This window comes from Tenacibaculum sp. TB-53 (assembly GCF_059716285.2).
The window spans coordinates 2,230,317-2,243,453 of sequence record NZ_CM202790.1 but is presented as its reverse complement, the minus strand read 5'-3'; the positions used below and the strand labels follow the sequence as shown (position 1 = coordinate 2,243,453).

16 protein-coding genes are annotated in these 13,137 nt (G+C 31.0%); 15 read left to right on the top strand and 1 reads right to left on the bottom strand.

Annotated features, from left to right (window positions below):
• Position 1 precedes the first annotated feature (1 nt).
• From AC3VJB_RS10265 to AC3VJB_RS10195, 15 genes are all read left to right on the top strand, one after another.
• Positions 2-145 carry a DUF2256 domain-containing protein gene (locus AC3VJB_RS10265; RefSeq protein WP_073182036.1) on the top strand — a complete coding sequence of 48 codons (144 nt, stop codon included), beginning with the start codon at positions 2-4 and terminating at the stop codon, positions 143-145.
• Entirely contained in the window at positions 112-1,401 is a 1,290-nt protein-coding gene (locus AC3VJB_RS10260; RefSeq protein ID WP_173358843.1) for a DASH family cryptochrome, read from the top strand. Before AC3VJB_RS10265 ends, AC3VJB_RS10260 begins: the two co-directional genes overlap by 34 nt.
• Positions 1,401-2,933 (top strand): cryptochrome/photolyase family protein, encoded by a 1,533-nt coding sequence (locus tag AC3VJB_RS10255; protein ID WP_497667108.1) that lies wholly within the window; start codon positions 1,401-1,403, stop codon positions 2,931-2,933. Before AC3VJB_RS10260 ends, AC3VJB_RS10255 begins: the two co-directional genes overlap by 1 nt.
• Positions 2,934-3,003: 70 nt before the next feature.
• On the top strand, positions 3,004-4,467 hold the full coding sequence (locus tag AC3VJB_RS10250; protein ID WP_497667107.1) for a cryptochrome/deoxyribodipyrimidine photo-lyase family protein: 1,464 nt from the start codon (positions 3,004-3,006) through the stop codon (positions 4,465-4,467).
• Between the two features lie 4 nt (positions 4,468-4,471).
• Positions 4,472-4,891: a hypothetical protein gene (locus AC3VJB_RS10245; protein WP_497667106.1), complete on the top strand. Its 420-nt coding sequence runs from the start codon at positions 4,472-4,474 to the stop codon at positions 4,889-4,891.
• Positions 4,888-5,154, top strand: a complete 267-nt coding sequence (locus tag AC3VJB_RS10240) for a TIGR03643 family protein (protein WP_047790028.1) — start codon at positions 4,888-4,890, stop codon at positions 5,152-5,154. The genes AC3VJB_RS10245 and AC3VJB_RS10240 overlap by 4 nt, the downstream gene beginning before the upstream one ends.
• Positions 5,155-5,571: a 6-pyruvoyl trahydropterin synthase family protein gene (locus tag AC3VJB_RS10235; protein ID WP_253679554.1), complete on the top strand. Its 417-nt coding sequence runs from the start codon at positions 5,155-5,157 to the stop codon at positions 5,569-5,571.
• Positions 5,534-6,229 carry a GTP cyclohydrolase I FolE gene (gene folE / locus AC3VJB_RS10230; RefSeq protein ID WP_047790030.1) on the top strand — a complete coding sequence of 232 codons (696 nt, stop codon included), beginning with the start codon at positions 5,534-5,536 and terminating at the stop codon, positions 6,227-6,229. Before AC3VJB_RS10235 ends, folE begins: the two co-directional genes overlap by 38 nt.
• A 5-nt stretch (positions 6,230-6,234) precedes the next feature.
• Complete coding sequence (locus AC3VJB_RS10225; RefSeq protein WP_047790054.1) at positions 6,235-6,450, top strand: hypothetical protein; 216 nt, start codon at positions 6,235-6,237, stop codon at positions 6,448-6,450.
• A complete protein-coding gene (locus AC3VJB_RS10220) occupies positions 6,447-7,124 on the top strand; it encodes an SDR family NAD(P)-dependent oxidoreductase (RefSeq protein ID WP_437823296.1) in 678 nt (225 codons plus the stop codon). The genes AC3VJB_RS10225 and AC3VJB_RS10220 overlap by 4 nt, the downstream gene beginning before the upstream one ends.
• Positions 7,125-7,134: 10 nt before the next feature.
• Positions 7,135-7,659, top strand: coding sequence for a CIA30 family protein (locus tag AC3VJB_RS10215; protein ID WP_253679556.1), 525 nt, complete (start codon positions 7,135-7,137; stop codon positions 7,657-7,659).
• Position 7,660: 1 nt separating this feature from the next.
• Entirely contained in the window at positions 7,661-8,203 is a 543-nt protein-coding gene (locus tag AC3VJB_RS10210; protein ID WP_047790032.1) for a glutathione peroxidase, read from the top strand.
• Positions 8,204-8,205: 2 nt separating this feature from the next.
• Complete coding sequence (locus tag AC3VJB_RS10205) at positions 8,206-8,604, top strand: DUF2452 domain-containing protein (RefSeq protein ID WP_159614242.1); 399 nt, start codon at positions 8,206-8,208, stop codon at positions 8,602-8,604.
• 3 nt (positions 8,605-8,607) lie between these two features.
• Complete coding sequence (locus tag AC3VJB_RS10200) at positions 8,608-9,093, top strand: SRPBCC family protein (RefSeq protein ID WP_497667105.1); 486 nt, start codon at positions 8,608-8,610, stop codon at positions 9,091-9,093.
• Positions 9,083-10,369, top strand: a complete 1,287-nt coding sequence (locus AC3VJB_RS10195; protein WP_349264605.1) for a cryptochrome/photolyase family protein — start codon at positions 9,083-9,085, stop codon at positions 10,367-10,369. The genes AC3VJB_RS10200 and AC3VJB_RS10195 overlap by 11 nt, the downstream gene beginning before the upstream one ends.
• 39 nt (positions 10,370-10,408) lie before the next feature.
• Here AC3VJB_RS10195 and alaS read toward each other — a convergent pair whose 3' ends face one another.
• Entirely contained in the window at positions 10,409-13,024 is a 2,616-nt protein-coding gene (gene alaS, locus AC3VJB_RS10190; protein WP_497667104.1) for an alanine--tRNA ligase, read from the bottom strand.
• Positions 13,025-13,137: the final 113 nt, after the last annotated feature.

Sequence of the window (13,137 nt, the reverse complement as noted above, 5' to 3'; positions counted from 1 at the left end):
ATTGAAAAAACAGCACTTACCAACCAAAATTTGTAAAGTTTGTGGGCTTTCTTTTTCATGGAGGAAGAAATGGGAAGCTAGTTGGAGTGAAGTAAAATACTGTAGTAAAAAATGCAGGAAAAACAAAAACAAGAATGCACCTTAATTTGGTTTAGAAATGATTTAAGAGTTTTTGATAACAAACTGTTAAAAGAAGCAATAGCGACTAAACGTTATTTGGTGGCTTTTTATGCGTTTGATCCTGTGTTTTTTAAACGTCAATATTCTTTTGAGAGAACAGGAAAATTCCGTCTTTGTTTTTTAATTGAAACATTAAAAGAATTAAAGGAGAGTTTAGCTAAATATAATATACCTTTTTATGTAGGGTTAAAAAAAACAGAAACCGTTGTTAGAGAGATTCAAAACGATTTCTTAATTACTACGCTAGTTTATCAAGAAGATGAAACTAGTGATGAAAAAGATATAGAAAAGAGAGTAAGAAAAGTAGTTGGTAGTAAGGTAAAAAAGATAAGGGTAACAAATCAATATTTGTATGAGCCACATCAAATAGATACGTTATTTAACAAAAAATACCCGTTGTCTTTTTCATCTTTTAGAAATAAAGTTGAAAAAAAATTAGATATAGACACAGAGTTAAATTATCATTTACCCTATCAGGATATATATTCTCAGGCATTTTTTGAAATACCAAACTGTTCTCGTGCAGAAAAATTTTTAGGAAATTCTTTTCCTTTTAAAGGAGGAGAAAAGCAAGCATTAGTAAGGTTGAAAAGTTATTTTTTTGAAACAAAAAAAGTGATTGACTACAAGAAAACACGAAATAATTTATTAGGAATAAATTGTAGTACAAAATTTTCACCTTGGTTATCTAATGGATCTATTAGTGTAAAAACAATTTATAAAGAACTAAAGAGATTTGAAGACGAATATGAGGCAAATTCATCAACATATTGGGTGTATTTTGAGTTGTTATGGAGAGAGTTCTTTAAACATGCAGTTCGTTATCACAAAAATAACTTCTTCAAATTAGGGGGTATTCAGAAAAAAACGATACTAAGTATTCATGATAATAAGGTGATAAAAAATTGGGTTTTAGGTAATACTACATCCGATTTTGTAAACGCTAATATGATAGAGTTAAGAAAAACAGGTTGGATGAGTAATAGAGGAAGGCAAAACGTAGCATCTTATTTTGTACATAACTTACAGCAAGATTGGAGGATTGGGGCAGCCTACTTTGAATCTTTGTTAGTAGATTATGATCCGCACAGTAATTATGGTAACTGGATGTATATAGCAGGAGTAGGAAATAGTTCTGAGAGTAAAAAGTTTGATATAGAATGGCAAGCTAATACATATGATAAGTATGGGGAATTTAGAGCTAAATGGATTGATAAGTAATGGACGTAATACTTAGAGTGCTTTTAGGTGATCAGTTAAACGAATCTCATAGCTGGTTTAAGCAAAAAAACAAAAAAGTAGTGTATGCTATGTTTGAAATGAAGCAAGAAACGGAGTATGTAAAACATCATATACAAAAAGTTGTAGGTTTTTTCTTAGCAATGAGGAGTTTTGCTAAAAAACTAGAAGAGAAAGGTCACGCAGTAGAGTATTTTAAAATATCAGATTCGCATAACACGCACAATCTTATAAAAAATATTAAAGTATTACAAAAAAAATACTCAATTACAAAAATTGAATATCAGTTGCCTGACGAGTTTCGTTTAGATGTGCAATTTAAAAATGAACTCAAGAGCTTACAGATACCAGTTAAATCGTATGATACAGAACATTTTTACACTACAAGGAATGAGTTAAAAGAGTTTTCTGAAGGTAGAAAGAAAACAGTTATGGAAGATTTTTATCGCTATATGAGGAAAAAGCATAAGATACTTGTAGAAAATAATGAACCAGTTGGCGGTAAATGGAATTATGATGCATCTAACAGAAAAAAATGGAATCAAGATGAATTAGTTCCTTTGCCTTATGAGACTAATATTGACTGTAAAGCATTATTAAAAGAGCTTAATGAAGCAGAAGTGGTTACATTTGGAGAAGAAACATTAACTTTTACTTATCCAATAAATAGAGAACAAGCAATAAAGCAACTAGATTTTTTTTGTGACAATTTGTTAGAGTTTTTTGGAGATTATCAAGATGCAATGCATTCATCACAAGATTTTCTGTTTCATTCTCGATTATCATTTGCTCTTAATTTAAAATTAGTAACCCCGAGAGAAGTTGTAGAGAAGGTTGTTGATGTGTTTTATAAGAAACCTTCAATAGCCGTTTCTCAGGCAGAGGGCTTTATTCGTCAAGTATTAGGATGGAGAGAGTATATGAGAGGTGTTTATTGGCAATTAGGAGAAGATTTTAAAAAAAAGAATTTTTTTAATAATAAAGTTTCATTACCAGATTTTTTTTGGACAGGAAAAACAAAAATGAATTGTGTGAAGCAATCGTTAAAAAACTCGTTAAATAATGCATACGCGCATCATATACAGCGTCTTATGATTTTAGGTAACCTAGCGTTATTGTTAGAGGTTCATCCAGATGAGGTAGATGCTTGGTATTTAGGAGTATATATAGATGCTGTAGAGTGGGTGCAATTACCAAATACAAGAGGGATGAGTCAGTACGCGGATGGTGGGATAGTGGCCACAAAACCTTATGTATCTAGCGCAAGTTATATTAATAAAATGAGTAATTATTGCAAAGAATGCTTTTATAATTACAAAACAAAAACAGAAGAAGATTCGTGTCCGTATAATACTTTGTATTGGGATTTTCTTTATAAAAATAAAGAGAAGTTGAAAAATAACCACCGAATGCGTATGATGTATACTTTAATGCAAAAAATGGAAATATCAAAAGACTTCTCAGAAATTCTAGAAAAAGCAAAAACAATTAAACAAAAAATTAATAGTTATTGATTTTTTTGTTTAATTATTTCTTTTATTAATTAAACAAAAATTGTATTTTTGATTCAAAGCGCACATTGGATTGAAAATAACAGGAGAAATAGCAGTAGTTTGGTTTAAAAGAGATCTTCGGTTGCAGGATAACGAGGCTGTTTTTAATGCAATAACTTCAGGTAAGAAAATATTATTTGTTTATATTTTTGAAGAAAGCATTATACAAGATGAACATTATTCTAAAAGACATTGGGATTTTGTTAAAGAATCTATACGAGATATAAACCAAGAGTTGTTGCTGTATAATACACAGGTTTTAACAGTAAACTCAGAGGTACTTTCTTTTTTTAGGTATTTAATGTCGGTGTCAAATGTTACTAATGTCTACTCTCATATAGAAACAGGTATTCTTGCAACTTATAATAGAGATAAAACCTTTAAAAGGTTTTGTAAGAATAATGTAATAGAATGGAAAGAAAATATTCATAATGGAGTATTTAGGGGGCGAGAAAACAGAGAAGGTTGGAAAGAGGATTGGGAAAACTACATGAAATCAAGTCAGATAATATTTGATTCAACAAATGTTTCTTTTGTAACAATAACAGAAATAAAAGAAATAGCAAAAAACTTGATAATTGTAAATTTAGATACAGAAGAAGAAAAGCTATTTCAAAAAGGAGGACGAGCTACGGCTCTTAAGTATTTACATAGTTTTTTTAACAAAAGGTATGAGGGGTATGCAAAAAATATTTCAAAGCCAACAGAAGCAAGAGAGAGCTGTAGCAGACTGTCACCTTATATTGCTTGGGGGAATGTTTCAGTAAGAGAGGTATATCAGTTAGCAATAAGTATTCGTTCTAGTTCAAGAAATAAAAGAGCAATAGATGCTTTCATTTCAAGACTTAAATGGCAGGCACATTTCATCCAGAAATTCGAAATGGAATGTATAATGGAGCAAGAAAGTATCAATAAAGGGTTTCATAAGTTAAAGAAAAATATTACTAAAAAATACATATATGCATGGAGAAACGGAAAAACAGGTATTCCATTTATTGATGCGTGTATGCGTTGTTTAATTCATACAGGATATTTGAATTTTAGAATGCGAGCTATGTTAGTGTCTTTTTTTACACACAATCTTTGGCAACCATGGCAAGAAGCATCAAAATATTTATCAAAATTGTTTTTAGATTTTGAACCAGGAATTCACTTTCCTCAGTTGCAAATGCAGGCAGGAGAAACTGGAATTAATACGATTAGAATTTATAACCCAGTAAAAAATGGTTTAGAGCACGATCCTGAAGCAGTTTTTATTTCAAAATGGATACCAGAACTTAAAGGATTACCATTAGCGTTTAAGCACGAACCATACAAAATGACAGCTTTAGAACAAAAAATGTATGGGTTTACTCTTGGTAATGATTACCCAAAACCAATAGTAGATATAGGTGTAACTAGAAAAAATGCCTCAGATACTATTTGGAAAATGCGTAAAGATCCAGAGGTGATAAAAGAAAGCTATAGAATTTTAAACAAACATGTAGTTAAATAAAAAAATGTTGTTTGATATAACATACAATAATAAAGAAAGTGTATTAAAAATCAATAAATTAGTAGGAGAACCTATGTCTTTTTTACAATCTTTAAAAATTAAAGGAGTTGGTTCAAGTAGAATGATTGTTGAAGGAGTAAGTGAAAGCTTTAAAAGTATTTTAACAACAATTAGCGATTTAAATTATGGAAGTATAGAAATACGTCCTAAAGGAATTATAGTTTACATAACTAATAAATTACAACGCTTTTGCTGGGTAATACCTTTTTATAAAATAGTGGTTTTTAATCATGAATTCTTTAGTATTCATTCCGATAACCACTTTATTAGCTTTAGAAAAGATAATAAATATAATCAGAATAAAAAATTTATAAAAAAAATGATGGATTTGAAAATGACATCAACACAAAGTTATTTTTTATGACATTAAGAGAGATAGATAGAGTTATTGAAATGGCTTGGGAAGATCGAACAACTTTTGACGCTATAAAACTTCAATTTGACTTAAAAGAACAAGAAGTAATTAATTTAATGCGAAGAGAATTAAAACCATCAAGTTTTAAATTATGGAGGAAAAGAGTACAGGGTAGAAGAACAAAACATCAAGCAAAAAGAATATTTAATAAAGGAAGGTTTAAATGTACGAGACAAAGAAGTATAAGTAATAATAAAATAGCAAAACGATAAATGAAGCAAGCAAAAGTGGCTATTACGAGAAAAGAACATTTTAATGCAGCCCACAGGTTGCATAATACGAAATGGTCTGAAGCAAAAAACAAAGAAGTTTTTGGCAAATGTAATAATCCAAATTTTCATGGCCATAATTATGAGTTAGAAGTAACTGTTGTAGGAGAAGTAGATGAAAACACAGGATATGTAATTGATACAAAAGTTTTATCTAACCATATACAAAAAGAAATAATAGATTGTTTAGATCATAAAAACTTAAATAAAGAAGTAGAAGAATTTAAAACACTCAATCCAACAGTAGAAAATATAGCAATTGTAATTTATAACAAACTAAGGTTAGTGATAAATAATCATTTAGAAATTAAAATAAAACTTTATGAAACACCTAGAAACTTTGTTGAATACCCCTGTTAGCGATAATATAAAGAACTTATCGGTTGAAGAAATTGGAGATGATCATATTTATACAGGAATTGAAACGCCTATGGTAGAAGATGCTTTTTTAATTTCTGATGAGGAAAAAAAAGAAAAAATAGCACAATTATTTTCAGAAATAATGCAAACTATTGGGCTTGATTTAAATAATGACTCTCTTAAAGGTACTCCACAAAGAGTAGCTAAAATGTATATAGATGAAATTTTTTCAGGTTTAAATCCAGCCAATAAGCCTAAAATAGCATTGTTTGAAAATAGGTACCAATATAACCAAATGTTGGTAGAAAAAGACATACAGTTTTATTCTAATTGCGAACATCATTTTGTACCAATAATAGGAAAAGCACATGTGGCTTATGTTTCATCAGGAAAAGTTATAGGCTTATCAAAATTAAACAGAATTGTTCAGTTTTATGCTAAAAGACCCCAAGTACAAGAACGCTTAACTAATCAAATAGCCAGAGATTTACAAGAGATATTACAAACAGAAGACGTAGCTGTAATTATAGATGCAAAGCATTTATGTGTTTCTTCTAGAGGAGTTAAAGATGATTCGTCATCAACAGTTACCTGTTTTTATGGAGGCATTTTTAATACCTCAGAAAAAATTGTTGAACTTCAAAATTATTTAAAATGAGTACAATAAACTTACTTCAAGAAGCTTTAGAATTTGAGAAAAATTACAAATCTTTTAAAACAAGAAATGAAAAAATTTTAGCATCAAGGAAAGCGAAAGAAATTATTTTATCAATTAATGAAGTGTATAAAAAGAGTAAAGATAAAAAGTTGATGGATGTTATGAAACGCATAACAACTGTTAAACAAAAAGTAGAAAAACGATTAAAAGGACGATTATGAAAACAATTGTTGTAGTTGGTGGTAGTAGTGGTATTGGTAAGGCGATAATAACCAAATTAAAACACACACATAAAATAATTAACATTAGTAGAACAGCACCGTCTAATATTGAAAATATAAAACATTATGCATGCGATGTAACCAAAGACGAACTTCCAGAATTAGAAAAAGTTCATGGATTAGTTTATTGTCCCGGAAGCATTAATCTAAAATCCTTTTCGAGATTAAAAATAGCAGATTTTAAAACTGATTTTGAAATAAACGTAATAGGAGCAATTAAAACGCTAAAATCTTATGAAAGTTTGCTAACTCAAAACAATGGAAGTGTAGTGTTATTTAGTACGGTAGCGTCATTTTTAGGAATGCCTTATCATGCAAGCATAGCAACTAGTAAATCAGCAGTAGAAGGGTTAACCAAATCGTTGGCAGCAGAATACGCTACGAAAGTTAGATTCAATGCAATTGCTCCTACGGTTACTGATACACCTTTAGCAGCTCGCTTATTACGAAATGAAAAACAACAAGAGAGTATGCAGAACAGACACCCATTAAAAAAATACCTAAAAGCAGAAGAAGTAGCTAGTTTAGCTACCTATTTATTGTCTGACGAAGCATCAGCAATTACTGGACAAGTAATTCCTGTAGATGCAGGAATTGTAAGTATAAAAATTTAAAAAGTAAATAATGAAATGGCTTTTAATTTTAAGTTTTCTTATGTGTTTAAATGATGAAATTATAATTTTTGATAAAGATAATAACACCCAAAATTGGTATGTTGTTAATGATACTGTGATGGGAGGAATTTCTACATCAGCTGTAAAAATTAATGATAAGGGAAACTTAATCTTTTCGGGGAAAGTATCTACTGAAAATAATGGTGGATTTTCGATGACGAGAATGCCAATAGCCATAGGTTTAAACAAACAACATTCAAAAATTGTATTAAAAGTAAAAGGAGATGGTAAACAATATCAACTACGATTAAAATCAAATGAGTCTCAACGTTACTCATACGTACAAGCATTTAGAACAAATACACAAGAACAAGAAATTACATTACCATTAACAGGATTTTATCCTACCTTTAGGGGTAGAAAGTTAAATTTTGGTAATTTCTCTGATAATCAAATAGAAGAGGTAGCAATTTTAATAGGAAATAAAAAAGACGAAGATTTTTCGTTAGAAATCATAAAAATAGCAATTCAATAAAATGAACACAGTAAAAATATTCTTAATCATGGCACTATTTAGTTTATCAGGTAAAGCGCAAACAGTAACTCCTAAAGAATCGTTATACGACATAAATATTGAAGGTATTAATGGAGAAAACTTAGACCTCAACAAGTTTAAAGGGAAAAAAATATTATTTGTAAATGTAGCATCGAAATGTGGTTTTACCAATCAGTATGAAGGTTTGCAAGAACTGTATTCAAAACACAAAGATAAATTAGTAATCATAGGATTACCTTGTAATCAATTTGGAGGCCAAGAACCAGGAACAATAAAAGAAATTCAATCGTTTTGTAGTGTAACCTATGGAGTAGATTTTCCTATGACAGAAAAAATTGAAGTTAAAGGAGAAAATCAACACCCGTTATATCAATGGTTAACACAAAAAGATAAAAATGGAAAAATGAGTTCTTCAGTAAAATGGAATTTTCAAAAATACTTGGTAGATGAAGAAGGAAAGTTAATTGATGTTTTTTACTCAATAACCAAACCAATGAGTAAGAAAATTACCAAATTAATATAAAAATGAAGAAAAAACCAGATAATGTAGTTTTTAATGAGGAAACAAATGAATATGATGCGTATTTAAAACCATATGCAACTAATTTTACAGCACCAGTTATTAAAGAAAGTAATTCAATAAGCTGGAAAAAACAAAACATTTACCAGGCAAATACTCAATTTTTAGCGTCTTTTGAAGAAATAAAACAACAATACAACAATCTTGTAAAAGAGTATCAATATAATGAGCTTATTTATAGTGCTAAGTTTAACTTTGAGCCAATTGTAGGTAAGGTCTATCATTTGTATAGAAAAGAAAAAAACACGTTATTTTTATCAATATTAAGCCCCAATGAATGTGGTTTCAATTTTGTTGGTAGTTTTCAACTTAACTCAGACAAAGTCTGGAAAAAAGTAAAATAAATAATGGTACTATTTAAAAAGCATTCGGGTATTTATACCTTATCTACTGAACAAATATTAAACGTTCGGTTAGAAAAAGCATGGGAATTTTTCAGTGCTCCAGGAAATTTGCAAAAAATAACCCCTTCACATATGGGGTTTCAAATTACTTCAGAGGTTGATAAAAAAGCCTATGCAGGACAAATAATTACCTACAAAGTAGGAATTTTACCAGGTATTAAGTCTAGTTGGGTTACCGAAATTACACAAGTAAAAGAACAACAATTTTTTATAGATGAACAGCGATTTGGTCCTTATAGCATGTGGCATCACGAACACTGGTTTGAAGAGTTGTCAAATGGAAAAACGTTAATGAAAGACAAAATTTCATACAAGATACCTTTTGGTTTTTTAGGACATATCGCCCAATCAATCTTTATAAAAAGGCAGTTAAAAAAAATTTTTAAACATCGCTATAGTACGTTAGAAAAATTATTTAATGGAAGATAAAGTATCTATTTTTTGGTTTCGTCGAGACTTACGTTTAGAAGATAATAAAGGTTTGTATGAAGCGCTACAATCAGGTAATAAAGTAGTTCCGTTATTTATTTTTGATGAAGATATTTTAGAAAGCCTTCCTAAAAATGATGCTCGAGTAACTTTTATTTACGAAACCTTGCAAAACTTAGATGAAGAGCTGAAAAAGCATCAATCTTCTCTGGTAGTTAAAAAAGGAAAACCATTAGCAATTTGGAAAAAACTAACTGAAGAATTTATAATTGAAGCAGTTTACACAAATAAAGATTACGAACCTTACGCGACTAAAAGAGATAAGGAAGTAGAAGACTTTTTAGTATCAAAAGGAATAATATTTAATGCTTTTAAAGATCAAGTAATTTTTGAAGAAAACGAAGTTTTAAAGAATGATGGAACTCCGTATACAGTTTTTACTCCGTATAAGAATAAATGGTTACAAAACTTCTCAGAAAAGAAAGATACGCAAGACTTTACGATAGACTTTGCTAATTTTTATCAGTTTTTATCTGAATTTCCATCATTAGCTTTTATAGGTTTTGAAGAAAGTACGATTAAAGTAAAACCATACAACCTATCTAGTTTGGATTCGTATGATGAGGTGAGAGACTTTCCCTCGCAAGATAAAACGTCGTATTTATCACCTTATTTACGTTTTGGATTGGTAAGTACTCGAAAAATGATCCGTTTTGCTTTGAAAACCAACCAAACTTTTTTAAGTGAGTTAATTTGGCGTGAGTTTTTTATGCAAATTTTATATCATTTTCCGAAAGTAGTTACTGAGAATTTTCGAGAAAAATATAATGCTGTTCCTTGGAGAAATAACGAAGAAGAATTTAAAAAATGGTGTGAAGGTAAAACTGGGTACCCTATGGTTGATGCGGGCATGCGAGAGTTAAATGAAACTGGATACATGCATAACAGAGTTCGTATGATTACTGCTGGGTTTTTATGCAAACATTTATTAATAGATTGGCGTTGGGGAGAAGCGTACTTTGCAGAAAAGCTGTTGGATTATGACCTGTCAGCAAATAACGGAAATTGGCAATGGGCAGCAGGTACGGGTTGCGATGCAGCTCCGTATTTTAGAGTGTTTAACCCAGAATCTCAATTAAAAAAGTTTGATAAAGATTTACAGTATGTTAGAAAATGGGTAAAAGACTTTGATGAATTAACTTACCCACAACCTATGGTAGAACACAAGTTTGCGAGAGAACGAGCGATCAATACCTATAAAAAAGCACTACAATAAAAAAAGGTTCAGAATTTTCTGAACCTTTTTTAGTATGTATTAAGCGATATAATCTTTTGCTCTCTCTAATGCCTTTGGAATTCCTCCAGGGTTTTTACCACCAGCGGTTGCGAAGAAATTTTGTCCACCACCACCACCGTGGATTAGCTTTCCTAATTCTCTAACTACCTTTCCAGCATCATAGCCTTTTTCATTAGCCAAATCTTTAGAAATATAACACGTTAACATTGCTTTTTCAGCAGAAGGAGCGGTAGCAAATACCACAAATAAATTGTTAACTTCTCCTCCTAACTCAAATAATAAGTTTTTAATGCTGTTAGGATCTAAATCTACTTTAGTTGCTAAAAACTGAACTCCATTTACTTCTTGTAATTGGTTTTTAAGTTCGCCTTTCATGTTTTTAGCTTTATCTTTTAATAGTTGCTCAACTTGCTTTTTTAAAGCAGCATTTTCATCTTGTAAACTACTTACCGATTTAGCAACATCTTTAGGGTTTTTCAATAATTGCTTTACTGCATCATAGTTGCGCTCAACATCTTCAAAATAATCACCCACAGCTACATTAGTAATTGCTTCGATTCTTCTAATTCCTGCAGCGACAGCACCTTCCGATTTTATTTTGAAATACCAAATATCACCAGTTTGTTGTACGTGCGTACCTCCACATAATTCCATTGATTGTCCAAAACGAATGGTACGAACACTATCACCATATTTTTCACCAAATAAAGCTACAGCACCTTCGTCAATAGCTTGTTGCATTGGGATATTTCTTTGCTCTTGTAATGGAAGATTTTCACGAATACGAGCATTTACGAATTCCTCAACAGCCTCTAATTGATCATTGTCTACTTTAGAGAAGTGAGAAAAGTCAAAACGTAAATAATCAGGACTCACCAATGAACCTTTTTGTTCTACATGGTCTCCTAAAATAGTACGTAACGCTTGGTGTAATAAGTGAGTAGCTGAGTGATTACTAGCCGCTAAACTTCTATGTTCTTTATTTACAACAGCTTTAAAAGTTTCGTGTAAGTTTTTAGGTAAATTCTTTGTGAAATGAATGATAACATTGTTCTCTTTTTTGGTATCAAGCACATAAATAATATCACCATTAGGAGATTCAATATATCCTTTGTCACCAACCTGTCCACCACCTTCTGGATAAAAAGGAGTCATGTTGAATACCAGTTGATATTGGTCACCTCCTTTTTTGGTACTAACTTTTCTGTAGCGAGTTAGTTTTACATTAGTGGTTAATATGTCGTAACCGATAAACTCTTCAACATCATCATCTAATAAAGTAACCCAATCACCCGTTTCACTAGCAGAAGCTGCACGAGAACGCTCTTTTTGAGCTTTCATACCAGCATTAAATTCCTCTTCATTAATTTCATACCCCTTTTCACGAGCGATTAACTGCGTTAAATCAAGAGGGAATCCGTAAGTATCATATAATTCAAAAGCACGTTTACCAGATACAGTTTTACCATTAGTAGTTGCAATAACTTGATCTAATAATAATAATCCTTGGTCTAGTGTACGTAAGAAAGAAGTTTCTTCTTCCTTAATAACATTGTGTACTAAAGTATTTTGTTTTCTAATTTCAGGGAATGCACTTCCCATTTGATGTGCTAAGGTTTCTACTAACTTATAAATAAAAGGCTCTTTTTGGTTTAAGAAAGTAAATCCGTAACGAATAGCACGACGTAAAATTCTACGTATTACATAACCTGCACCGTTATTACTAGGTAACTGACCATCTGCAATCGCAAAAGCAACAGCACGAACGTGGTCGGCAACTACACGAATAGCAATATCAATTTTTTCATCTTTTCCGTACTTAGTACCAGTAATTGTTTCTATCTCACGAATTAAAGGAGTAAATACATCAGTATCGTAGTTCGATTGAACACCTTGTAACACCATACATAAACGTTCAAATCCCATACCAGTATCGATATGTTTCGCTGGAAGTTCTACTAGAGAACCATCAGCTTTACGATTGTATTGCATGAATACCAAGTTCCAGATTTCAACAACCTGAGGATGATCTTCGTTTACTAACGATTTTCCATCAACCTTAGCTTTTTCTTCAGCGGAACGAATATCAACATGAATCTCAGAACACGGACCACAAGGACCTTGTTCACCCATTTCCCAGAAGTTATCTTTTTTGTTACCCATTAAGATGCGATCTTCAGCAATGTATTGTTTCCAAATATCGTATGCTTCTTGATCCATTTTTGTACCGTCCTTTTCATCACCTTCAAAAACAGTTACATACAAAATGTCTTTATCTACTTTGTAAACTTCAGTTAATAATTCCCAAGCCCAAGCAATAGCTTCTTTCTTAAAATAATCACCAAAACTCCAGTTACCTAGCATCTCAAACATGGTGTGGTGGTAAGTATCGTAACCAACCTCTTCCAAATCGTTGTGTTTACCAGAAACACGTAAACATTTTTGGCTATCAGAAATTCTACCATTTTTAGGAGTTGAGTTTCCTAAGAAAAACTCTTTAAATGGCACCATACCAGCGTTGGTAAACATTAAAGTAGGATCGTTCTTTAACACCATAGGTGCTGAAGGAACTATTTCGTGTTGTTTTGATTTAAAAAAATCTAAAAATTTAGCTCTAATATCTTGAGATTTCATACAACTCTGGGTATCTGTGTTTTGTTAAAATATATTTAAAAAACCTCTTGTAAAAAGAAGTTTTAAAAGATTTTGTAAATTTGCGAGTTTTCAAATTGTACATCCCCTTAGGA